This window comes from Curtobacterium sp. VKM Ac-2884, from assembly GCF_015350945.1.
Classification (GTDB): Bacteria; Actinomycetota; Actinomycetes; order Actinomycetales; family Microbacteriaceae; genus Curtobacterium.
On record NZ_JADKSA010000005.1, the window covers coordinates 72,336 to 95,795 of the forward strand.

The window sequence follows — 23,460 nt, forward strand, 5'->3', positions numbered from 1 at the left end:
TCAGCGGTCGAACGCGTCGAGCACCGCCGATGCCGACCGGGCCACCAGGGCGTCGTCGTAGGCGGCGTCGGGGTCGTTCCGCGTCGTCAGGACCGAGAGCACGATCGGGTCGCCGCCGGGCGGGGTCACCCGCGCCACGTCGTTCCGGATCGGTCCGGCGCCCCCGGACTTGTCGACCACGACCCAGCCGTCGGGTGCCCCGGCCCGAATGAGTGCGTCGCCGGTCGCGTTGCCGCCCATCCAGTCGACCAGCAGCGCGGTGTCGGCGCGGTCCAGGGTGCTGCCGTCGAGCACGGTCGCCAGGGCTGCGGTGAACGCCGCCGGGGTCGTGGTGTCCTCGGTGCTGCCCGGCTCGATGGTGTTGAGGTCCGGCTCACCGTGGACCACCTCGGTGGTGGTGTCGCCGAGCTCGGTCAACGCGGTGTCCAGGCCGCTCGGACCGCCGATGCGCGTGAGCACGAGGTTCAGGGCCGTGTTGTCGCTCATCCGGACGGCTGCCTCGGCCAACTGCCCGTACGACAGCCCGTCGGCCACGTGCTGTTCCGTCACGGGGGAGTACCCGGCAGCGGCGACGTCCGCGGCCGTCCAGTGCACGACCTCGTTCCGGGCGTCCGCGGGCACCGAGCGCAGGAACTGTGCCGCGGCGAACGCCTTGATGGTCGAGGCGTAGCCGAAGCGTCGGTCGCCGTTGTACGCGACCGTCTCACCCGTGACGGTGTCGGTCGCGACGACGCCGACCGTGGCGTCGTACTCGCGTTCGAGGCCCGCGAGTGCTCGGCGGACCGCGGCGGTGGTCGCGGCGTCCGTCCGCGGCGGCGGCGTCGTCGCAGGGGTGCTCGTCGGTGTGCTCGTGGACCGTGCGGACGACGTGGCCGATGCGGTCGGTGCACCGGAGCCGCCACCGGAGCACCCGGCGAGGACGAGCACGGCGACGGTGCCGCCGACGACCAGGGGGAGAGCACGGCGCATGGGAGCACCCTGCCGCTCGACCCTGGTCACACGCCGGGAACCGGCACCCCGACCCGGGCGACGGAGACCTGCGTCCCGACACCCCGTTCGCGTGCGAGGTCGATCAGCCGGGCCGCGACGGCGAGGTCCTGCGCGCCGAGCCCGACCGAGTCGAACACGGTGATCTCGTCGTCTCCGGTCCGGCCGGGTGCGCGTCCGGCGACGACCTCGCCGAGTTCCGCCGGGTGGAGGTCCTGCGGGACCGCCCCCTCGACCACGGCCTCGAGCAGGTCGCCCGACTTCGTCCAGGCGGTGGCCCGGCTGTCGACGAAGAGCGTGCCACGTGCCATCGCCGCGCCGTCGAGCTCCCGGTGCGTCGGGCGGGGACGTGCCCCGACCGCGTTCACGTGCTGGCCGGCGTGCAACCAGTCGCCGCGGACGATCGGGTCGACCGAGGGCGTCAGGGTGCAGAGCACGTCGGCTTCCTCGACCACGCGCCGGACCTCCGGCACGACCACGCACCGTCGGGCCACGTCCGGTCCGACGGCCTCGAGGAACCGGGTGACCGTTCCGGACGACCGTGACCACAGGACGATCCGCTCGAACGGTCGCGTCGCCTCGAAGGCGCGGACGTGCTCGACGGCGAGGTTGCCCGCGCCGAGGATCCCGAGGGTCCGGCTGGCCGATCGGGCGAGGTGCTTCGTCGCGACGACGGTCGCCGCCGCGGTCCGCGCCCGGGTGATCGTCATGCCGTCGAGCACGGCGACGCACTCGCCGGTGACCGACGACGACACCAGGATCGTGGACCGCTGCGACGGCAGCCCTCGCGCACCGTTGTCGGGGATGTCGGCCATCAGCTTGACGGCGACGAGCCCGAGTCGGTCGGAGCGCACGGCCATCGGCAGGAAGAGCGCGTCGTCGGCGCCGGTCAGGGCGACCGGAGCCGGCTGCTGCATCGCGCCGGTCCCGAGGTCGGCGTGGACGGCCTCCACGGCCCCGACGACGTCGACGGCGTCGATGAGACCGGCGACGTCGGCGGCGCCGAGGACGACGGTCACGACGCGGTGACGGCGGTCGAGGCGCCGAGCAGCTCCTCGAGCGACGGGGTGTGGGTCGTGAGGCCACCGTCGAACAGGATGCGCATCCAGCGGTCCGAGGCCTCGCGGTCGACGACCGCGGAGTCCCAGACGCCCCCCGCAGCCATCTCGTCGGCGGCACGTCGCAGCAGGGCGGCGTCCTTCTCCGGCCACCGGGCGGCGAGCACGGCCGCGATCTCGGCGTCGGCGTCGCCCGCGGTGATCTTGGCCATCGCGGCGGCGATGCCGTCCATGAACCGGTCGACCCGGTCGCCGAGCTCGTCGATGCGGTCCGTGCGCGTGTAGTAGACGCTGTTCGGCATCACCCCACCGGCGTCGAGGTGCCGGAAGACGATCGTGCCCCCGCCGGCGGCGACGAGTTCCTGGGCGGAGACGAGGTCGAGGATGATCGCGTCACCGAGCCCGCCCTGGTACAGCTCGATGAGCATCGCGGTCGACAGGTCGCGGACGAAGCGGGTCGCCGCGACGTCGAACCCGGCCTCGCGGACGAGTCCGGCCGTGAACTCGTACGGGGCGCTGCCGCCGGCGCCGGGCGCCAGGACGACCTTGCCGGCGAGCCAGTCCAGGGTGATCGGGGTCGTCTCGTCGCGGGCGACGATGGTCATCGGGAACCCGTGGTTGAGCTGGCCCACGACCGACAGCTTGCGCGGGGTCCCGGCGTACATCGCGGGGACCCAGAGACCGCCGAGGGCGAGGTCGGCCTCGTGCGAGTCGATGTCGTCGAGGACGCCGGTCCACGGGTCGCAGGCCTTCGCGGTGACGGACAGGCCGCGCTCGGCGAACAGTCCGCCCACGTCGGCGACGTACTCGGGCAGGTAGTTGAGGCCGTTCGCGGTCGCCGAGATCTTGAGGGTGTCCATGGTGTTCTCCGATCGTGGGGTGGTGGGCCGGGGTGTCCGGCCCACCGGGGTGGTGCGGTTCGTGCGGGTGGTCAGGTGGGTCAGGCGGTGGTGGTCGAGAGGGCGTTCTCGTTGACGTCCTCGAGCGACCGGCCGCGGGTCTCCGGGGCGAAGCGCGACGCGACCACGAGGACCGCGTACATGACGGCGGCGAGTCCGAAGACGCCGGCGAAGGCCCAGGAGCCGTACAGCGCGATCGCGGCGAACGGCATGACCGCTCCGGCGATGTTGCCGATGCCGTTGACGATCGAGGCGCCGGAGGCACGGATCGCGGTCGGGTAGACCTCGGCGGTCCACGCCGCGAGGGTCGTGTTCGTCAGCATCGTGAAGAACTGGAACAGGGCACCGAGCACCAGGATCGCGGCGGTGTCGTTGCCGAAGGCCGCGAACGCCAGGGCGGTGAGGCAGCCGAGGATGCCCGCGACGGCGATGAGGGGCCGACGTCCGACGCGGTTCGCCAGGAGCGCCGCTGCCGTGCACCCGAGGAGCGATCCGATGTTCATGATCATCGTGTAGAGCAGGCTCTGCGACACGGTGTACCCGCGCTCGACGAGCAGGGTCGGCATCAGGAAGTTCAGCGTGACCTGCACGCCGAAGGCCATCCACGAGGCGACGCCGATGGCGATCGTCCGACGGAGCACCAGCTTGTGGAACACCGCTGCGGGCGACGAGTGCAGGGCGACCGGGGGCAGGTCGGCCGGCGTCAGGCGCACCGGCGGAGCAGCGTCGGCGGGCGGGGTGAGCGTGTTCGAGGCGAGGACCGCGAGCGAGCGGTTCGCCTCGTCGACCCGTCCCTTCGACAGCAGCCAGCGAGGCGTCTCGGGCAGCTTGCGGCGGTACAGGACGACGAACAGCGCCGGGATCGCGAGGATCACGAACGTCCACCGCCAGACCTGGTCGTCGCCACCGAGCGGGACGGCCAGCGGGCCGAGCAGCAACAGGAAGAGTCCGTAGGAGATGAAGTTGCCGATGCCGCCGGCACCGACGTTGATGGTCGCGATGAGGCCGCCGCGGTACTTGGTGGCCACCATCTCGGACAGCATCGCGATGCCGATCATGAACTCGCCGCCGACGCCGATCCCGACGATGAACCGGCTGACGAGCAGCATGTCGAAGTTGAAGGAGACGGCGCTGAGCAGGCCGCCGAGCGTGTAGACGAGCAGGTTGAGCCCGAGTGAGAACCGCCGACCGTACTTGTCGGCGAGCCAGCCTGCCAGGAACCGGCCGACCAGCCCACCCAGGACGGTGGCGGTGTTGATCGTGGAGAGCTGCACGTCGCCGATGGCGAGCGAGGCCTTGATGTTGGTGGCCATCGCGCCGACGGAGTTCTGCTCGAGCGTGTCGAAGAACTCCCCGGCGAGGATGAGCATGAGGACCCAGAACTGAGCCCGGGTGAAGCCGATCGAGTCGAGGGCGGATCCGATGCCGCCTTCGGTTCGGGCAGCGGAAGCGGTTCGGGTTGGTGCGGTGGAGCGGGTTACAGCAGTCATTCGTAACTCCAGCGGGGGAAGAGTGAGGTGGGTGCACCGTGCGGTCACTCTTTTGTATACGAAAAGCTGTTTCGGGCTGGTTTCGAACACGAGACGGTTCGTTACGGCTGCCTGAATCACCTGGATATTCAAGCATCCAGACGCACTCCCGCCAAGCTCGCGGGGCGTTTTGTATACGTTCTTACGGGTTCAGGGCCCGGTAGATCGCTTCGTCGCGGCGCAGGTGCTCGTCCATCAGCAGCCCCGCCTGCACCGAGGCACCGCGCAGGATCGCGCCGGCAACGGCCGTGTGGTCGTCGCTGCTCGACGCCACCTCGTCCTGCGTGACCCGCTCGAACGCCCACGCCGTCTGGTGGATCAGGTGGTCGATCATCGTCTCGAGCCGGCTGTTCCCCGAGGCGCGTGCCACCAGCCCGTGGAACGCGAACCGCGGTGAGTGCGCAGCCTCGACCTCTTGGTCGGACCGGTGTTCACGACCGACGGCGCGGAGCAGGTCGGCGCACTCGCCACCCTGGCGACGCGCGGCGAGCTCGGCGGCGAGTACCTCGAGCCCCCGGCGGATCTGCATGAGCTCGATGACCACCTCGGTCGAGGAGTCGGCGACCCGGACGCCCTTGAACTTCTCGGACTCGACGAACCCCTCGGTCTCGAGCTGCCGGAGTGCTTCGCGCACGGGGACCCGCGAGACGCCGAAGCGTTCAGCGAGGGCGTCTTCCTTCAGCCGGGAGCCACGGGCGAGCGTGCCGGCGATGATCTCGGCCCTGATCGCCTTGAGGACAGATGCCGGCTTGGACTCCACAGCACGATGCTAGTTGGAGCGAGTGACGGGAATCGAACCCGCGCTACCAGCTTGGGAAGCTGGAGTTCTACCATTGAACTACACTCGCGCGCCCCGCAGGACGGGACTCGGCAAGCCTAGCGGATTCTCGCCTGGAAGCCAGCCGACCGCGCACCGTACGCCTCCTGTCGGGCGTGTGTCGTGCCTCCCGAGTCTCCGCTGTGAGCACGCCAGCCTGACGGACAGGTGTCGTCGTCGTGTGTACCGTCCAGGGAGTTCCAGCGCCGACGAACCCGAGGAGGACCCGGATGGTCAGGCATCCCCTCATCGACGACGTGGTCGGTCCCGCCATCGTGGTCGAGTCCGCCTCGCCGGTCGTGTGGCTGACGGACGCGCTCGCCTCACTGCTCCGCCGTTCGGCGGACGCCGGCCGCATGGTCGTGCTGCGGACCGGACGCGAATCCGCGATCACCCCCGCCCTGCGGCACGCGCTCGGTGCCTACGGTGCCGCGTGGGCCGTCGCCGACTTCGACGGGACGCTGCGCGACGGCCGGACGGGTGCAGCAGCCTCGGGCATCGAGGACTTCGTGCACCGCGGCCCCGAACTCGTCGGCACACCGTCGCCCGAGCACCCGGTCGCAGCCGACTCCGTCCGCCAGATCAGCATCGACCTGACGCTCCGCCACCACGCCGAGCGTGCCGTGGACATGGGGTCCGCGATCGAGGCCCTGTGCCACACCGTCGGCACCTGCCCCACCCGCTGGGGCACCGCCGAGCCGCTCACCGTGCCGTGGGACCGCTGGGTCGTCACGCAGTACGCCAAGCACGAGGCGCCCGGGGTGTCGACCTCGTACGCCGTCGGCGAGGGCTTCTCCGCCACCATGACCGCCCACCTGGTCGGTGGCGTCGTCGTCGAGACGATGTCCGCCGTCCTGACCGTGCCCGAGGAGAACACCGACCCAGAGCTCGCGAACCGCCTGTTCGACGCCGTGCAGCAGGTCGCGGACCAGGTCGTGCCCGTCTTCGGTGTGGTGATGCAACGTCGGGGCGACGCCGACCACCTGATCCGCGCGGTGTCACACGGCGAGCCGTCGCCGCTCGCCGTCGTCGTCGGACCGGAGGCCTCCGAGTTCCTGGACCGCGACGGGGTCTGGCCGCCACCGCGCACCACGACGGCGACGTTCGGAACCCGATCCGGGGCAGGCGACCCGCACGTCGCCGACGGCGGCATGATCGTCCGCTTCGAGGACGGCTGGGAAGCCCTCGAGTCCTTCCTCGACCGCATCGACGAGGACCGCTTCCTGCAGCTCGTCGGCGGAGCGCCCCTCGACCCGGCCCACGACGAGGGCGCGCTCGACGGGCACGTGCGGGACACCCGCGTGGCAGGCGGTCAGGGTGCCGCGTGACGTCACCATCCTCTGCCGCCAGCCGGTCGAGCCGCGGGAGGTCGCCGAGGCGCTGCTCCTGCACGACGAGTCCTGGGGTGTCCGCGCCCTCGACGACGGCCCGATGCTGCAGGTCTGCCGCGACGCCACGCACCCGGTGATCACCGTGCTCGGGGTGCGGCGGGTGGACTCGTTCGACGAGGTCGAACGGATCCTGCCGGACGCTCCCACGATCGCGACGCCGCTGTGGTGGGTCGACACCGTCACCCCTGCGGGGTCCGACGGCGAGTCCGGGATCTCGGCGGCGCTCGAGGCCGCGCTCGACCTCGACGCGGTCTGCATCGTCCACGGCGACTGACGGAGCCGGGCGCGCCGACTGACGGAACCGATGCGGCCCGACGCGACGACTGCCGGAGCGACTCGTCGCGCGGATCGGCCACGCGGTGCCCCCAGTTGTGGTGCGATCGCGGGTTTCGAGACCCGTGAGTACCCAGCACCGCTCTACGGTGTGAGGACCCGAGCCGACGAGCCGGGCGAGCACGCTCCTCGTCGGCACCCTTCTCACTGAACAGGGCTCCAGTGCGTACACACCACCAGGGGCGCGCCGTCGCGCGCGCTCGCAAGATCCTCACCGGCGTGGTCGTCGCCGGACTCGCGGGCGTCGCGCTCGTCGGGCTCGGCACGACCACCGCGTCCGCCGCGGCACCCGCGCAGACCACCTTCGTGAACGAGGGGTTCACCGGCGCGAGCGCCGGCACCGCCTACATCCTGCCGTCGACGCAGTCCGGTGCCGCGAACGTCGCGTGCCTCACGGCGAAGCCGGCAGCCGGCTCGTCGAACACCGGCTCGGTCCCGACGTGTGCCGGTGCCACGGACGTGGACGGCAGCGGCGCGCTCCGCCTGACCGGTGCGGAGAACAACCAGGCCGGTGGCCTCGGTGCGAAGCAGTCCGTCCCGATCACCAAGGGCGTCGACGCGGTCTTCGACAGCTACCAGTACAACGGCACCTCGGCCGACGGCATCGTCTTCTACCTCGCCGCGACCGACCCGTACAACCCGACCGTGCCGGCGAAGATCGGCTACCTGGGCGGTTCGCTCGGCTACAGCGCGAGCACCGCGAACAACGCGCAGGGCCTCTCCCACGCGTACCTCGGCATCGGCCTCGACCGCTTCGGCAACTTCGGCAACCGCGAGTTCGGCGGCACCGGCTGCACGACCGACCAGGGGACGAACCGGACCCTCACGGCGAACGCCGTGACCGTCCGAGGCCCCGGCGACGGCGGCACCGGCTACTGCGTGCAGTCCCGCACCGTGGTCAACGGGTCGCTCAACAAGACCGGCGTGACGGACCGTGCGCAGGCCAAGGTCCCCGTCGAGATCGTGATCAACCCGACGTCGTCGGCGCTCGCCGCGCAGGAGAACACCGCGGTGTCCGTTCCCGCCGGCCAGTACGCGGTCGTCTTCACCTCCATCGGCGGCACGCAGCAGGTCGTCCGTGGCGCCCTGCCGAAGCTCACCACCGGCAACGCCGCGAACGTCGACCCGTCGTGGGTCGACCCCGCCACCGGCTACCCCTACAAGCTCACCTACGGGTGGGTCGCGGGCACCGGCGGACAGAACGACATCCACGAGGTCAACTACCTCCGCACCACGACGGCCGCCGGTCCGGTGCCGGTGCTGACCGCCAGCACGGGAGGCACGGCCACCGTCGCGCACGCCGGTTCCGGCGCGTACACGGTCACCCCCACCGTGTCCGCCGACGGTGGCTCCGAGTCGCAGCTCGTGCGCACGACCACCACGTTCCCGACGGGCGTCACGCCCGACGTCTCCGGCGTGACCGGCGCGGGCTGGACCTGCCAGCCGCCCGTCGGGCAGGTCGTCACGTGCGACCAGGCCGTCGACGCCGGATCGCCCGTCGCACCCGGCACGGTCCTGCCGACGCTCTCCATCCCGTACACGGTGACCGGCGCAACCCGTTCCGCGACGATCTCCACCGTCCTGGCGTCCACGGACGCCGAGGCGGTCACCGTCACCCGTGGCCTGACCGTCGAGCCGCAGGGCACGACGGTCACGGTCGACGACGCCACCGCGACCGTGGGCGACACGGTCACGCTGACCGCCCAGGTCGCGTCGTCCGCGAAGACCGGCGCCACCGCGCCGACCGGCACCGTCACGTTCACCGACACCGAGACCGGCGCGGAGCTCTGCACGGCGACGATCGTCGACGGTGCGGCCTCGTGCGACACGACGACGTCGACGGTCGGCTCCCGCGGGGTCACCGCGACCTACGAGGGTGACGCGGACCACACCGCTGCGACCGGCACGGGCACGCTCACCGCGACCAAGGTGCCGACGGCCGTCGTGGTCGAGTCGAGCCCGACGTCCGCTGCGTACGGCGAGCAGATCACGCTCGACGTCACCGGCCTGGGCTCCGGCTCGGAGACGGTCGCCGCGCCGACCGGCACGATCGAGTACCGCGAGGGCACCACCGTCCTGTGCACCGCGACGCTCCCCGACACCAGCTGCGTGGCCGAGGGCCTCGGCGCCGGCACGCACACGGTGACCGCTGTCTACTCCGGCGACGCGCTGCACGCCGGCTCGACCTCGGTCGCAGTGGACCTGACCGTCCGCAAGGCCTCGGCGACCATCGGCACCCAGCCCGGCACCGGTGGCGGCGACCCGAGCGACGGCGGCGAGCCGACCGTACCCGACACCACGGTGACGGTCACGCACGGCGACACCACCACGCTCGACACCCCGAACGTGCCGGAGGACGCCACCGGCACCATCGAGTACGTCACCGACGACGGCACCGTCCTGTGCACCGCGACGCTGCCCGACACCACGTGCGCGATCCCGTCCGACCTGCCGGGTGGCAAGTACACCGTGCACGCCCACTACAGCGGCGACGACAACTACGAGGCCGCCGATGGTGCGCCGTTCGAGCTGGTCGTGACCGCGCAGTCGACGGCGCTCGTGGCGAGCACCGACGCGACGGCTCCGGTCGTCGGCTCGAAGGTCCGCCTGACTGCATCCGGCCTGCCCGCCGGCGCGACCGGCACCGTGACCTTCACGGCCGCGGACGGCTCCGTCCTGTGCATCGTCACGCTGCCCGAGACGACCTGCGAGACCGACGCCCTGCCGGTCGGCACGAACACGGTCACGGCTGCCTACAGCGGTGACGCGTCGTTCGCCGCGTCGAGCAGCGCGCTCGAGATCGTCGTCGCGGCACTCCCCGCCGTCGAGCCGACGCCGGGGCCGACCGACGAGCCGACCACGCCGGAGACCTCGGCGCCCGCATCGGCACCGTCGGCAACCGCGTCCGCCACGCCGGCGCCGACCACCACCGGTGCGCTCGCGTTCACGGGTTCGCCCGTGGCCGTGGGCACCGCCACGGCACTCGCCGCAGCGCTGCTCATCGCGGGCCTGGTGCTCCTGATGGTCCGTCGCACCCGGGCCGCTCGCGGCACGGTCGCCGACACCACCGCGGAGTAACCGACCGCACGGACGAGGACGGCGCCCCGGGCAGTTGCCCGGGGCGCCGTCCTGTTCGTGCGCCTGGTGTCCGTCAGTCGCGGCGCGCGGTGTCGGACGCGTTGATCGCCGCCAGACGTTCGTTGTACGCCTTCAGGTCGGCGTCGCCGTCGCGTTCGGCCTTGCGGTCGAGCCGCTTCGCGTCACGCTTGTCCGTGCGGATCCAGTTCCGCACCACGAGCAGTGCGACGAAGACCATCGGCAGCTCGGAGGCACCCCAGGCGATGCCGCCGCCGGTGTGCTGGTCGTCGAGCAGCGCGGCGTCGTTCGTCTGGCCGAGTGCGTGGAACCAGTCGATCGCGAACACCGACTGCGAGGTCATCACGGCGACGCCGAAGAACGCGTGGAAGGCCAGCGTCGCGAGCAGCGCGATGATCAGGATCGGGTACGGCGGCCGCTTCGGCCCCGGGTCGACGCCGACGAACACCCAGAAGAACAGGTAGCCGCTCAGTACGAAGTGGACGACCATCGCGACGTGCCACTCGTGCGACTGCATCGCCGCCTGGTACGCCGGCGTGAAGTAGAACACCACGAGCGACCCGGCGAAGATCACACCGGCGACGGCGGGCTTCCCCATGAACTGCATGTACCGCGAGTGCACGAAGAGCATGAGCCACTCGCGGGCCCCGCGGGAACCGTCGTTGCGGACCGGCAGGGTGCGCATGGCGAGCAGCACCGGGCCGCCGAGCACGAGCGGCAGCGGCACGAACATCATGAGCAGCATGTGCTGGACCATGTGCGACGAGAAGTGGATCATGCCGTACACGGCCGGTCCGGCCGACGTGGTCCAGACGAACAGGGCGCAGCCGATGACCCAGGCGATGGTGCGCCCGACGGGCCACTTGTCGCCGCGCTTCCGGAGCTTCCGCACGGCGAGCAGGTACCAGACGGCACCGACGACGGCGAGCCCGAGCCACACCCAGTCGATGTGCCACTGCGTCAGGTACGTGTGCATCGTCTGGGCCGGCGGGAACGGGAACCCGATCAGGCCGGAGCGGGTGTCCTCACCGGTCTCGGGCGTCTGCGGGATCGGCGGCTGCGAGCGGGACACGGCCACCGAGACGCCGATCGCCACGGCCATGAACACGATCTCGGCGAGCGCGAACCGGGTGAACCGACGGCGGTCGAGCGGCGCGCGGAGCAGCCCGGGCACCAGCTTGCGGCGCTGCACGACACCGGCGACGCCGAGCAGCACCAGGATGACGGCCTTGACGGTGATGAGTGCGCCGTACGGGGTCGTGACGAGGTCGAGCGGACCGGTCAGTCGCAGCGAGGCGTTGACGATGCCGGAGAACGCGACGGCGCCGAACGACCACCCGGCCAGCGTGGAGTACCGGGAGACCACCCGACCGGTCGCGCCCTTCGTGCGGGTGCGCAGCAGCACGACGGCGACGAGCCCGCCGGCCCAGACGCACACCCCGATCAGGTGGATCGCGAGGGAGTTCACGGCGTTTGCGTGCTCGAGCGAGCCGGCGGCGTGACCGGACAGTGCCAGGGGGAGCAGCGCGAAGAGGCCGAACACGGTGGCGACGGCGAGCGTCGTGACCCGGGTGGCGAACGCGGCGACCACGGTCGCGATGAGGATGGCCGCCGCGGAGACCACGAGCGCCTGCCCGATCTCGACCTGGAACGCGAACAGCATGAAGTTCCGGGCGAACACCGGACTGGTGATCGGGACGCCGAGGGTGTTGGCGCCGGTCAGCACGACGGTGACGGCCGCGGCGAGGAACCAGATCGATCCGGTCGCCGCCGCCCAGCGTGTGGCACGGTGCTGCACGCTCGACAGTGCCCGGTGGTCCTTCTTCTGTGCCGGCAGCGCGAACGCGGCGACGATGAGCAGGCCGACGGTCAGCGCCGCCATGGTGTCGTGCACCACGCGGGCGATCGGCAGGCCGTACTCGACCACGTCGCCGGCGGACACCAGCTGCTGGTTCGCGGTGAACGCCCCGGTGATCGTCAGGCCGAGGAGCGAGCACGCGACCGCGAGCGGGATGGCGACGACCAGCACGGTCGCGACGGTGGACGTGCGCGCGGTGACGGGCGCGGATTCCGGCGCCGGGCCTCCAGGCTGGGTTGCGGGGGACGTGACGGTCATCAACCTTGTTCCAGGGACGCGTGCGTCCGCGAGACCGCGGACCCTCCATGGTAGGCGGGTCGGTCTGGAGGAGCGGTGTCAGTCCGCAGCGCGCGCTGCGGCCCGCCTCAGGGTCGCGCCGACGACCCCTGCAGGTCGCGGATCCGGCCCAGTTCGTCGAAGTCGACCGTGATGGTCCCGTCCGCCAACGTCAGCGTGCGCCCGTCCCAGGGGACACCGCGGAGCGACGCCCAGCTCCCCACAGCGCGGCGGTGGTCGTGCACCTCGGTCGTCTGCAGGCCCTCACCGAACACCCGGACCATCCGGGGGACCGTCGGCGGCGCGAAGAGCAGGCCCTCGAACAGCACCCAGAGGCGAGAGCCTCCGCCGACGTGCCCGCCGAAGCCGAACCACGAACCGGTCGCCAGCCGTGCCGCGATCGACATGTCCCACGCGAACTCGTACCCGGCGTCTGCGGCGTCGGCCTGCCGGTGCTCGCCGAACGGGACCTCGCCCTGCACGAGTTCCGGGATGCCGAGCCGTTCGCCCAGCGCGCGGGTGGCGTTCGCGGCCGCGAGCACCGACGCGGGGTACTGCGACGGGTTCGCCCAGCCCCAGAGCCAGCTGCGCGGCCCCGGTGCGGCCGATCCCAGCAGCTGGATCCGGAACTCGCCCGGGTGCGGCCCGACGAACTGCAGGGTGCCGGCGGCGAGGTCGACGTTCCAGCGCTCGTGGTCGTCGTACCGGTCGGCGAGCTGCAGCTGCGCCTCCCAGGCCAGGAAGACCCCGTCGCTGACCAGATCGTCCATCCCCCGTGAGCGCGCCATGGGGGAACCCTACGCCGGGCGGTGTTCCCAGATCCCCTCGCTGCCGACGCCCACGAACCCGACGGCCTCGTTCACGTCGAGCATCGGGCGGTTCTCCTCGGCGTTGAAGGTGATGATCGACGGTCGGCCCGGGAAGCGCTGCTCCAGCTCCTCGATCCCGACCACCTTGAGCAGCCACCCGAGCCGGTGGCCGCGGTGCTCCCGCAGCACCAGGGTGTCCCACTGCATCGCGGCGCGCGCGGAGTCGTCCGGCACCGCCACCTGCGTGAAGCCGGCCAGGATCCCGCTCGGGACGTGCTCGACCGCGACGGTCAGCATGGTGCGCGGTGCCCGGGCGAGCTCGTCCTCGTGGGCGCGCAGTCGTTCGGGGGTCCAGACGTCCTCGGGTTCGTCCATGTCGCCGGACGGCGCATCGGTGCTCATCCGGGTCTCGAGCAGCGCGATGCCCTCGAGCCACTCGTCGGGGGTCCGGCCCGTCCAGGCGTGCACCGCGTAGTCCGGTCCGGCAGCGGCCGACGCCCGGTCGTGCAGCTCGCGCACGACGGAGTGGTCGGCGGGCAGTGGCAGCCGGCTGATCCGGTTCACCTGCCCGAACCGCCAGCCGCGGCCGGTCAGGAACCGGACCCCCGCTTCGTCCTCGGGCACGGCACCGAATCCCGTCGGCGCCTGCACGTACCCGGGTCCGGACGCCGAACCCACCTGGCGGGACACGGCGTACGTCTTGCACTGCGTGCGTCCCTCGGCTCGGGCGATGCCCTCGAGGTGGTCCGCGAGCAGTGTCCCGACCCCGCGACGCACGTGCTCGGGCGCGACACCGACGGCCAGCCAGCAGTTGCTCGTGCCCGGTTCCTGCTTGGTGTCGTACGACCCGGCCGCGACCGTCGCGCCGGTCTCGTCGCGCACCGCGAACAGGCGGCTCGGAGCTCCTGGCTCGTGGCACATCGGCAGGTACTCGTCCGGTACCCACACGAGTTCACGGAGCCCGTGCACCGCGACCTCGGCGGCGTCGGACACGGCGAGCCACTCGCGGAACGCCTGCACGGTCCCCGGGTCGTCGTCCATCGTGGCGGGGACCACGAGTTCGTGGACGGTGTACGCGGTCATGTCGGTTCCTCCCGGCGGTGCGACGCCGCCCGGCCCCGGACAGCCTCGCAGCATATCGGCGGGGGTCCGCTGCCGCTAGGCTGCACGGCGTGCTGCTCTCCGATCGCGACATCACCGCCCAGCTCGCCGAGGGCCGGATCGGTCTCGACCCCCACGACGCCTCGCTCGTCCAGCCGTCGAGCATCGACGTCCGGCTCGACAAGTTCTTCCGGCTGTTCGACAACCACAAGTACCCGCACATCGACCCGGCGGTCGACCAGCCCGACCTGACCCGGCTGGTCGAGACCGACCCGGACGAGGCGTTCGTGCTGCACCCCGGCGAGTTCGTGCTCGGCTCGACGTACGAGGTCGTCACGTTGCCCGACGACATCGCCGCGCGGCTGGAGGGCAAGAGCTCGCTCGGACGCCTCGGCCTGCTGACCCACTCGACCGCGGGGTTCATCGACCCCGGGTTCTCCGGCCACGTGACGCTCGAGCTGTCGAACGTCGCGACGCTGCCGATCAAGCTCTGGCCGGGCATGAAGATCGGGCAGCTGTGCTTCTTCCAGCTGTCCAGTCCCGCCGACAGGCCCTACGGGTCGGCCGAGTACCAGTCGCGGTACCAGGGCCAGCGCGGCCCGACCCCGTCCCGCTCGGCGCAGAACTTCCACCGCGCGGACGTGTCGGCGCGCCCCTGACCGCGGTCCATCCGACCCGGAACGACGTCATCGACGTCGTGCGACATCGACGACGTCGTTCCGAGTCGACACCGCCATGTCATCCGGCGGACGAAATGTCGCATTCTGTGTATCGTTGCAGCATGTCCGCAGTCCCTCCACGTCCGATGCCGACGGTGTCGGCGGCCGCGCTCATCCGTGACGCCCGTGACCGCGCCGAACTGACGCAGGTGCAGCTCGCACGGCGGGCCGGTGTCACGCAGAGCGTCATCAGCACGTACGAGAACGGTCGCCGCGAACCCTCGCTCGCCGCACTCCAGCGCATGCTCCGGGCCGCGGGCTTCACCACGTCGATCGACCTGCTCCCGGTCGAGGACCCACCGCCCCTGCGCGAACGCGTCGCCGCAGCACGGCACGACCTCGTCGCCGTCGTGGAGCGGTTCGGCGGCCGCAACCCACGGTTGTTCGGCAGCGTCGCCCGCGGGGAGGACGGCCCGGGCAGCGACGTCGACCTGATGATCGACGTCGACGCCGGGCTCGGCATCTTCGCGCTCATGCGCATCCAGGACGGCGCCGAGCGCCTGCTCGGCGTGCGCGTGGACGTCGTGGACGCGGCCGGCATGAGTCCCGAGGTCGTCCGACGCGCGGTGCCGCTGTGAGCCCGCAACCGGTGACCCCCCGGCTGGTCGGCGATCGACTCGACGACGTCATCGGCGCGTGCGAGGCCATCGGCCGGTACGTCGGCGACGAGCGGCTGCCCGAGGACCTGGTGCACGACGCCGTCCGGATGCGGCTGGTCGAGATCGGCGAGGCGGTCCGTGTCCTGCCGAGCACCGTCACCGCGAGCGAACCGGACATCCCGTGGTCGCGGGTGTCCGACCTCGGCGACCGGCTGACCCGGCGCTACTTCGACACCACCCGCGCGGTGGTGTTCGGCACGGCCCGCACCGACGTACCGCACCTGGCCGACGCGGCGCGGCGGTTGCGCGCGACCCGGCCCTGACCCGGCGGGTCGCGCGGGCACCGGACGTGCGTGCACGGCGGACGGGAGGCACGGATCACGACCTGCCCCGGGCCTCCCGTCCGACCGTGGCCGGCCCCACGACGACGCAGGACGGCCCCGTCTCGCCGAAGCGAGACGGGGCCGTCCGTGTGAGCGGGGGAGATCAGCCCTTCTTGGCGAGCTCCTCGAGGGTGTCGTTGCCCTTGTAGGCCTCGACCGCGTTGTCCTTCGTGACCAGGATCGGCGTCAGCTCGACGGCCGGGACGACCTTCGAACCGTTGTCGTTGTTCTTGTCCTTGGTCGTCTTCGGGGTCTTGCCGTCGGCGAGGTCGGACACCAGGTCGATGGCCGCCTGGGCCTCTTCTGTGGTGTTCTTGTAGATCGTCGAGTACTGCGTGCCCTTCATGATGAGCGGGATCGAAGCGGTCTCCGAGTCCTGCCCGGTCACGACGGGGTTGTCCTTGCCGGCGGCCTTGGTCGCGGTGAGGATCGCACGGGCGAGGGTGTCGTTCGGCGACAGGACGCCGTCGAGCTTGGTGTCACCCGTGTAGTACTGGGCCAGCAGGTCGGTCATGCGCGACTGGGCCTTCTGCGCGAGCCAGCCCTGCGTGTTCACCTTGGCGAACGTGGTCTGACCCGAGACGACCTTGAGCGTGCCGTCGTCGATCTTCGGCTGGAGGACGTCCATCGCACCGTTGAAGAACACGGTGGCGTTGGCGTCGTCCGGCGAACCGGCGAAGAGCTCGACGTTGTACGGTCCGTCGCCCTTCTTCTCCTCGAGGCCCTTGAGCAGTGCCTGGGCCTGCAGCTGGCCGACCTTGAAGTTGTTGAACGCGACGTAGTAGTCGACGTTCTTCGTGTTCAGGATGTTGCGGTCCCAGGCGATGACGGTCGTGCCCTGGGCCTTGGCGGCCTTGACCTGCGAGCCGAGCTGCGAACCGTCGGCGGCACCGATGATGATCGCCTTCGCGCCCTTGGTGACCATGCCCGAGATCTGCGACTGCTGGTCGGGGACCGGGTTGCCGGCGTTCGCGTACTGGATGTCGGCCTTGAAGCCGGCGTCCTCGATGGACTTCTTGAACGCGGCGCCCGCGAGCACCCAGTTCTGCGAGGTCTTCGCGGGGAGCGCGACGCCGATGAGGTCGCCCTTCTTGATGGACGAGCCCGAGGAGTCGCCCGAGTCGGAGGTGCCACGAGCCGAGCAGCCGCTGAGGGCCAGGCCCGCGACGAGTGCCAGACCGATGCCGGCGATGAGCTTCTTGCGCATGAGAGTGCTTTCTCTTCGTTGAGGTGGTGGTGCTGTGAGGGGAAGGGTTGGACTAGGGGAGGGTGATCTTGTCGGGCTGGTCCTCGATCGAGCGCGGCTGCTGCTGGGCCGCGGGGACCTCGGCTGCGTCCTTGCGCTGGAACTGCCGCATCATGCCGCCGATGAGCGACGGGCGGCCCTGCGACTTCGAGTAGACGTCGAAGGCGACGGCGATGAGGAGCACGAGACCACGGATGATCTGGACCTTGTTGGACTCGATGCCCATCAGCTGCAGACCGTTCGACAGCAGCGCCATCACGAGGCCACCGATGATGGAGCCGGAGATGGTGCCGATGCCACCGGCGACCGCTGCGCCACCGACGAACACGGCGGCGATCGCGTCGAGCTCCCAGCCGGTGCCGTCCGCGGGGCCCGAGGCGTTCGAGTAGCCGACGAACACCATGCCGGCGATCGCGGCGAGGACCGACATGTTCGCCATGACGAAGAAGTTCACCTTGCGGGCGCTGACGCCGGACAGGACGGCGGCGCTGGAGTTGCCACCGACCGCGTAGACCTGGCGACCGAAGATCGTGTTCTTCGTGATGAAGCCGTAGACGATGGTCAGGACACCGAGGATGATCGCGACGATCGGGATCGACGTGCCGACCGGGCCGGCGCCGAACAGGTACGTGGCGACGAGGGTGACGGCGACCAGGATGCCGGTGCGGACGACGGAGACCCACAGCGGCGGGACCTCGGCCTGCATCTTGCGGCGACGCGAGCGACCGCGGACCTCGACGATGATCAGGACGGCGATGGTCACGGCGCCGATCAGCAGCGTGCCGTTCGAGAACCCGAAGTCGGGGCCGAAGTCACCGAGGAAGCCGGAGCCGATGGTGTTGTAGCCGTCCGGCGTCGGGACCGAGGTGGACGCACCGATGATCTGGTTCGCACCGCGGAAGATGAGCTGGCCGGCCAGGGTCACGATGAAGGCCGGGACCTTCACGAACGCCACCCAGAAGCCCTGCCAGGCACCGACGAGCGCGCCGACGACCAGGCCGAGCACGATCGCCAGCCAGACCGGGAAGTGCCAGACCGACATCGACTGGGCGACGATGATGCCGACGAACGCCGCCACCGATCCGACGGACAGGTCGATGTGGCCCGCGATGATCACCATGACCATCCCCAGCGCGAGGATGAGGATGTAGGAGTACTGCAGGAACAGGTTGATCACGTTGGTGGGCTCGAGGATGAGCCCGTCCGTGGTGAACCAGAAGAAGATGACGATCGCGACGAGGGCGATGATCATGCCGTACTGGCCGATCGAGTTGCCCTTGCCGAAGAGCAGTTTCAGGTTGTTCATGAGACGGGAGCGCCCTTCCGCGCGGAGGTCATGCTGCGCATGAGCGTTTCTGGATCGGCCTGGTCCGCGGGGACGTCGGCCGTGATCTGGCCCTCGAAGATCGTGTAGATGCGATCGGAGAGGCCGAGGAGTTCGGGGAGCTCGGAGGAGATCAGGATGATGCCCTTCCCCTGTGCTGCGAGCTGCTGGATGATGCCGTAGATCTCGAACTTCGCGCCCACGTCGATGCCGCGGGTCGGTTCGTCGAGGATCAGGATGTCCGGGTCGGTGAACATCCACTTGGACAGGACGACCTTCTGCTGGTTCCCGCCGGAGAGCTTCCCGACGTTCTCCTCGACGCTCGGCACCTTGGTGCGGAGCATCTTCCGGTACTTCTCGGCGACGTCGTACTCCTCGATGGAGTCGACGACGCCGGCCTTCGAGATCTTCTGCAGGTCGGCGGAGACGGTGGACCGCTTCACGGTGTCGAGCAGGTTCAGGCCGAGGGCCTTGCGGTCCTCGGAGACGTAGCCCATGCCGTTCTGGATCGCCTGCTGGACGTTCGTGACCTTGATCTCGTGGCCGTCCTTGATGATCTCGCCGCCGAGCCAGGTGCCGTACGAGCGCCCGAACAGGCTCATCGCGAGTTCGGTGCGGCCGGCGCCCATCAGGCCCGCGAAGCCGACGATCTCACCACGCTTGACGTGGAAGTTCGAGCCCTTGCAGACCAGGCGGCTGGCGTCGAGCGGGTGCTGCACGGTCCAGTCGCGGACCTCGAAGAAGGTCTCACCGATCTTCGGGGTGCGGTCCGGGAACCGGCTCTCGAGGGAACGACCGACCATGCCGCGGATGATGCGGTCCTCGTTGACGCCGTCGCCCTTGACGTTCAGCGTCTCGATCGTCTTGCCGTCACGGATGATCGTGATCTCGTCGGCGATCTGCTCGATCTCGTTGAGCTTGTGGCTGATGATGATGCTCGAGATGCCCTTGGCCTTCAGCCCGACGATCAGGTCGAGCAGGTGCTGTGAGTCGTTCTCGTTCAGGGCCGCGGTCGGTTCGTCGAGGATGAGGAGCTTGACGTCCTTGTGCAGGGCCTTCGCGATCTCGACCAGCTGCTGCTTGCCGACACCGATGTTCTTGATCTGGGTGTCCGGGTCGTCGGCCAGGCCGACGCGGGCGAGCAGGTCCTGTGCGCGGAGCTGGGCGCTCGTCCAGTCGATCACGCCGAACTTGCCGGGCTCGTTGCCGAGGAACAGGTTCTCGGTGATCGAGAGCTCTGGGATCAGCGCGAGTTCCTGGTGGATGATCACGATGCCGGCCTGCTCGGACTGCTTGATGTCCTTGAAGCGGACTTCTTCGCCCTCGTAGACGATCTCGCCGTCGTAGGTGCCGTAGGGGTAGACGCCCGACAGGACCTTCATCAGGGTCGACTTGCCGGCACCGTTCTCGCCGCAGATCGCGTGGATCTCGCCGGCGCGGACGTTGAGGGAGACCTCGGAGAGCGCCTTGACACCAGGGAACTCCTTGGTGATCGAGCGCATCTCGAGGATGGTCTCGGGTGCGGTGATCGACCGGGTCTCGAGGCCGGTGTCGATCGGGGTTGACGCCACAGTGCATCTCCTTCTGCCGCTGCGATGCGGCAGTTGTTCGGGTGGTTCTGCTGCGGCAGCGAATGGGCGCAGGTGGCCTGCGTGGACTTCGTTGTCGCGTCCGGTGCCCCGCTGGTGTGACGCTCATGTGAACGGTCACATCGGCTGGACGGAGGTAATTTACGCACAGCCCCGGTGCGGCTGTCAATTCGGATTGGTCGCGTTTTCGTAACGGCCTGCGTGATCCCGCACGAACGTCGCCCGGACGGGAGGCACGGTGCCGGTCCGACCCGCGTCCTGCGGATCGACGGTGGTCGCGTCAACGACCGCGCGGGGCCCCCGTGGACGCGCGCACGACGAGCTGCGGGACGATGTCGATCGGGCGGAGCAGCTCGTCCTCGCCGGGGAGGAGCAGGTCGACGCAGCGGCGGCCGAGCTCGGCGAAGTCGACCTGCACCGTGGTGAGCGGAGGCCAGTAGTGCTTCGCCTCGGGGATGTCGTCGTAGCCGACCACCGACAGGTCGCCCGGCACGTCGAGCCCGTAGGAGCGCGCCGCGTGCATGACGCCCAGGGCCATCTGGTCGTTCGAGCAGAACACCGCCGTGCAGTCCCGCCACCGCAGGAGTTCTCGGCCGGCGTGGTAGCCGAAGTCCGCCGTCCAGTCGCCCAGGATCGGTGGGACGACGGACATGTCGCGGTCCGACATGGCGCGCAGGAAGCCCTGCATGCGGGCGTCCGCCTCGATCCAGTCCTGCGGGCCGGCGATGTGCCGGATGTACTCGTGGCCCAGGTCGAGCAGGTGCTCGGTCGCGAGTCGCGCGCCCTCCATCTGGTCGACCCAGAGGGCGGTCGGGTCCTCGCCGACGCTGGCTCGCATCGTGACGTAGGGCGTGCGGATGCCGAGTTCCTCGATCAGGTCGAACACCCGCTGCTGGGGGGCGATGACGACGATGCCCTCGACGTCCAGGTCGAGCAGGTGCCCGAGCCCCTCACGCACGGCGGTGTCGGTCGCCTCGGCGATGTTCGCCGTCGTCACCGAGTACCCACGCAGCATCGCCGCGTCCTCGATCGCCTGCAGTGCGACCGCCGGGCCGTAGTGGGCGCGCCGGGCGGTCAGGACGCCGATCGTGTGGGTCCGGCTCGTCACGAGGGCGCGCGCCGCACGGTTCGGCCGGTACTGCAGCTGCTCCATCGCCGCCAGCACCTTGTCGCGCGTGGCGTCGCGGATGGCGTCGGAGTTGTTCAGCACCCGCGACACGGTCTGGTGGGAGACGCCCGCGATCCGTGCGACGTCACGGATGCTGGGCGAACGCGGTTGCTGTGCCCGCGATGACGCCATTGCTGCTCGTTTCCGCCCGGGGCCGTGGCACGTCGATGTGCACGTTCACATTCCGGGCCAGATCATTATGCACGTCCGGTGGATCGACGCCACCTGAACGTCCTCGAGGCTGCGGCCCGGCGGCGTGCCGGGCCGCAGCCTCGCTGCGCCCTCGCGGCGCGTCAGAGCCAGTTGCGCTTGCGGAAGATCGCCCACAACACACCCATCAGGGCGAGCATGCCGAGGATCGCGACCGGGTAGCCGTACCGCCAGTGCAGCTCGGGCATGTGGTCGAAGTTCATCCCGTAGACACCGGCGATCAGCCCGGGGGCGAACAGGATCGCTGCCCACGACGAGATCTTCTTGACCTCCTCGCCCTGCCGGTGCGCGGCGCGGGCGAGCTGCCGGCTCTCCTCGCCCTGCGCCAGGCTCGCACTGGTCATCCGCCGCATCGCCTCGTTCTGCTCTTGTGACACCAGGGTCGCGTGCAGTGTCAGGGCGTTCTCGAGCAGGGACCGGAACGAGTCGACCCGCTCCGTCACGCGCAGGGCGTGGTCGAGCACGTTGCGCAGGCGGTGCTGCACCTCGTCGTCGACGCCGTACTTGTCGGCCCCGCGGAGCAGACCCTTCACCATCGCGGGCACCGGCTTCGTGGCGCGCTGGAAGGACAGCACCTCGCTGAGCAGCTGGTAGATGCGCTTCGAGACACTGGGGTCGACCTGGCCGGCGAAGAGCTGGTCCTCGATGGCGTCGATGCCGTCCTGCAGCACTTCGACCACCGGGGCGTAGCCGTCCACGACCTCGTCGAGCACCGCGGCGGTCACGGCCTCGGAGCCCAGCGCCAGGAACTCGGGGTCGGCCTCGACCTGGGCGCGGAGCGCAGCGAGGTCGGGGCGCTCGGCGTGCCGGACGCTCACCACGAACCGGTCGCCGACGAACAGGTGCACCTCGCCGAACTCGACCGTTCCCGCGGCACGGTCGAACCAGGCCGGGCGGAGCACCAGGAAGAGCGTGTCGCCGTACCGTTCGAGCTTCGCGCGCTGGTGCCCCTTGCGAGCGTCCTCCACCGCGTTCTCGTGCAGGTCGAACTCGGTAGCGACGGCGTCGAGCTCGTGCGGGTCCGGACGGAGCAGCCCGATCCACGCCAGGTCGCACCGTGCGACCTCGTGGCGTGCGCCGAGCGACAGGGTCGACGGAGACTCGATGCGACGTCCTTCGACGTAGATCGCGTTGTCGATCATTGCCATGCGCGTGCTCCTCGTGGTCGGGAGCAGGCAGGCGCGATGCCGCGGGCGGACCGCGGCGGGCGGAGGAGATCTAGGACACGGGCGCGGCGGCGAGGGGGAGGGGCTGCCGGCCCGCGCGAGGATGGTCACCCGACATCGCGCCTCACCTGCCCTTCTCGTGGTCGTGCGGCCGCGGTGCGCAGCCTCGTGGCCACAACCGTGGCCGACGTCCGACCCTACTCCGGACGCACGAGGGAGCCAAGCGCTCGGCCGCGCTCGGCCGCGCTCGTCCGAGACTCGGCCTGGGCGACGGTTCTCGTGCTCGCCGGCACGAGGAGTGTCGCGGAGCGCGAGTCTCGGCCCAGGCGGCCGCCCGGGTCAGCGGGTGATGTGCAGGCCCGCGGTCTCGAGCTCGGTCAGCTGCCAGCCCAGCCAGGGGCTCCAGCCGAACGGCGCACCGGCGACGGCGGCCCGCAGCGAGTCCTCGGAGACCCAGGCGTACTCGGCGACCTCGTCGTCCGCGGGGGCGGGCAGGTCGTCGGTCACGGCGCGGAACACCGGGCAGACCTCGTTCTCGACGATGCCCGAGGCGTCGACCGCGCGGTACCGGAAGTCCGGCAGCACGAGCTCGACGTCGCGCACGGTGATGCCGAGCTCGCGTGATGCCCGGCGGGCGATGGCGTCCTCGAACGACTCATCCGGGCCGGGGTGCCCGCAGAACGTGTTCGTCCAGACACCGGGCCACGTCTTCTTCGACAGGGCGCGACGGGTCACCAGGACGTCCCCGTCGGTGTTGCGGACGTGGCACGAGAAGGCCAGGTGGAGGGGCGTGTGGTCTGTGTGCACCGTGAACTTGTCCGCTGTGCCGATCGGGGTACGGTCGTCGGCCAGCAGGACCACGGTTTCCGGGAAAGCGCTCATCTGCACCGATAGGTTAGGCC

General features: G+C 70.5%; 20 protein-coding genes and 1 tRNA gene. 6 read left to right on the forward strand and 15 right to left on the reverse strand.

Annotated elements, in window-relative coordinates; genetic code table 11:
• The 6 genes from bla to ITJ60_RS14225 form a co-directional block, all read right to left on the reverse strand.
• Positions 1-969 carry a class A beta-lactamase gene (gene bla / locus ITJ60_RS14200; RefSeq protein ID WP_194648381.1) on the reverse strand — a complete coding sequence of 323 codons (969 nt, stop codon included), beginning with the start codon at positions 967-969 and terminating at the stop codon, positions 1-3.
• Positions 970-995: 26 nt separating this feature from the next.
• Positions 996-2,006: an ornithine cyclodeaminase family protein gene (locus ITJ60_RS14205; protein WP_194648382.1), complete on the reverse strand. Its 1,011-nt coding sequence runs from the start codon at positions 2,004-2,006 to the stop codon at positions 996-998.
• The gene (locus ITJ60_RS14210; protein ID WP_123672130.1) at positions 2,003-2,905 is read right to left on the reverse strand and encodes an ABC transporter substrate-binding protein; all 903 of its coding nucleotides are present in this window, start codon (positions 2,903-2,905) and stop codon (positions 2,003-2,005) included. The genes ITJ60_RS14205 and ITJ60_RS14210 overlap by 4 nt, the downstream gene beginning before the upstream one ends.
• An 80-nt stretch (positions 2,906-2,985) precedes the next feature.
• Positions 2,986-4,434 carry an MFS transporter gene (locus ITJ60_RS14215; protein WP_228510396.1) on the reverse strand — a complete coding sequence of 483 codons (1,449 nt, stop codon included), beginning with the start codon at positions 4,432-4,434 and terminating at the stop codon, positions 2,986-2,988.
• A gap of 181 nt (positions 4,435-4,615) precedes the next feature.
• Positions 4,616-5,233: a GntR family transcriptional regulator gene (locus ITJ60_RS19360; protein ID WP_194648383.1), complete on the reverse strand. Its 618-nt coding sequence runs from the start codon at positions 5,231-5,233 to the stop codon at positions 4,616-4,618.
• 14 nt (positions 5,234-5,247) lie between these two features.
• Positions 5,248-5,321: transfer RNA gene (locus ITJ60_RS14225), tRNA-Gly, on the reverse strand.
• Between the two features lie 199 nt (positions 5,322-5,520).
• Here ITJ60_RS14225 and ITJ60_RS14230 point away from each other — a divergent pair.
• The 3 genes from ITJ60_RS14230 (at position 5,521) to ITJ60_RS19365 (ending at position 10,092) form a co-directional block, all read left to right on the forward strand.
• Complete coding sequence (locus ITJ60_RS14230; protein WP_194648384.1) at positions 5,521-6,618, forward strand: DUF6177 family protein; 1,098 nt, start codon at positions 5,521-5,523, stop codon at positions 6,616-6,618.
• Entirely contained in the window at positions 6,608-6,955 is a 348-nt protein-coding gene (locus ITJ60_RS14235) for a hypothetical protein (protein ID WP_111085404.1), read from the forward strand. The genes ITJ60_RS14230 and ITJ60_RS14235 overlap by 11 nt, the downstream gene beginning before the upstream one ends.
• A gap of 221 nt (positions 6,956-7,176) precedes the next feature.
• Positions 7,177-10,092, forward strand: a complete 2,916-nt coding sequence (locus tag ITJ60_RS19365; protein WP_194648385.1) for an Ig-like domain repeat protein — start codon at positions 7,177-7,179, stop codon at positions 10,090-10,092.
• Between the two features lie 73 nt (positions 10,093-10,165).
• On the opposite strand, the gene ITJ60_RS14245 is transcribed toward ITJ60_RS19365, so the two are convergent.
• From ITJ60_RS14245 to ITJ60_RS14255, 3 genes are all read right to left on the reverse strand, one after another.
• Complete coding sequence (locus tag ITJ60_RS14245; protein WP_194648386.1) at positions 10,166-12,226, reverse strand: cytochrome c oxidase assembly protein; 2,061 nt, start codon at positions 12,224-12,226, stop codon at positions 10,166-10,168.
• A 107-nt stretch (positions 12,227-12,333) separates the two neighbouring features.
• On the reverse strand, positions 12,334-13,032 hold the full coding sequence (locus ITJ60_RS14250; protein WP_194648387.1) for a DUF6882 domain-containing protein: 699 nt from the start codon (positions 13,030-13,032) through the stop codon (positions 12,334-12,336).
• Positions 13,033-13,041: 9 nt separating this feature from the next.
• Complete coding sequence (locus tag ITJ60_RS14255) at positions 13,042-14,136, reverse strand: GNAT family N-acetyltransferase (RefSeq protein WP_194648388.1); 1,095 nt, start codon at positions 14,134-14,136, stop codon at positions 13,042-13,044.
• Between the two features lie 89 nt (positions 14,137-14,225).
• Here ITJ60_RS14255 and dcd point away from each other — a divergent pair, with 89 nt between their 5' ends.
• The 3 genes from dcd to ITJ60_RS14270 all read left to right on the forward strand — a co-directional run bounded on the left by dcd (position 14,226) and on the right by ITJ60_RS14270 (position 15,795).
• On the forward strand, positions 14,226-14,813 hold the full coding sequence (dcd, locus tag ITJ60_RS14260; RefSeq protein WP_194648389.1) for a dCTP deaminase: 588 nt from the start codon (positions 14,226-14,228) through the stop codon (positions 14,811-14,813).
• 122 nt (positions 14,814-14,935) lie between these two features.
• The gene (locus ITJ60_RS14265) at positions 14,936-15,451 is read left to right on the forward strand and encodes a helix-turn-helix domain-containing protein (RefSeq protein ID WP_159570953.1); all 516 of its coding nucleotides are present in this window, start codon (positions 14,936-14,938) and stop codon (positions 15,449-15,451) included.
• Between the two features lie 11 nt (positions 15,452-15,462).
• On the forward strand, positions 15,463-15,795 hold the full coding sequence (locus ITJ60_RS14270) for a DUF86 domain-containing protein (protein WP_194648390.1): 333 nt from the start codon (positions 15,463-15,465) through the stop codon (positions 15,793-15,795).
• A 163-nt stretch (positions 15,796-15,958) separates the two neighbouring features.
• On the opposite strand, the gene ITJ60_RS14275 is transcribed toward ITJ60_RS14270, so the two are convergent.
• From ITJ60_RS14275 to idi, 6 genes are all read right to left on the reverse strand, one after another.
• On the reverse strand, positions 15,959-17,062 hold the full coding sequence (locus tag ITJ60_RS14275; RefSeq protein WP_194648391.1) for a substrate-binding domain-containing protein: 1,104 nt from the start codon (positions 17,060-17,062) through the stop codon (positions 15,959-15,961).
• A 52-nt stretch (positions 17,063-17,114) separates the two neighbouring features.
• Positions 17,115-18,407 (reverse strand): multiple monosaccharide ABC transporter permease, encoded by a 1,293-nt coding sequence (gene mmsB, locus ITJ60_RS14280; RefSeq protein WP_131922147.1) that lies wholly within the window; start codon positions 18,405-18,407, stop codon positions 17,115-17,117.
• Positions 18,404-19,927: a multiple monosaccharide ABC transporter ATP-binding protein gene (gene mmsA / locus ITJ60_RS14285; RefSeq protein WP_132099750.1), complete on the reverse strand. Its 1,524-nt coding sequence runs from the start codon at positions 19,925-19,927 to the stop codon at positions 18,404-18,406. The genes mmsB and mmsA overlap by 4 nt, the downstream gene beginning before the upstream one ends.
• A 367-nt stretch (positions 19,928-20,294) precedes the next feature.
• Positions 20,295-21,314 (reverse strand): LacI family DNA-binding transcriptional regulator, encoded by a 1,020-nt coding sequence (locus tag ITJ60_RS14290; RefSeq protein WP_194648392.1) that lies wholly within the window; start codon positions 21,312-21,314, stop codon positions 20,295-20,297.
• 161 nt (positions 21,315-21,475) lie between these two features.
• Entirely contained in the window at positions 21,476-22,540 is a 1,065-nt protein-coding gene (locus ITJ60_RS14295) for a magnesium and cobalt transport protein CorA (protein WP_194648393.1), read from the reverse strand.
• Positions 22,541-22,897: 357 nt separating this feature from the next.
• Positions 22,898-23,440, reverse strand: coding sequence for an isopentenyl-diphosphate Delta-isomerase (gene idi / locus ITJ60_RS14300; protein WP_194648394.1), 543 nt, complete (start codon positions 23,438-23,440; stop codon positions 22,898-22,900).
• Positions 23,441-23,460: the final 20 nt, after the last annotated feature.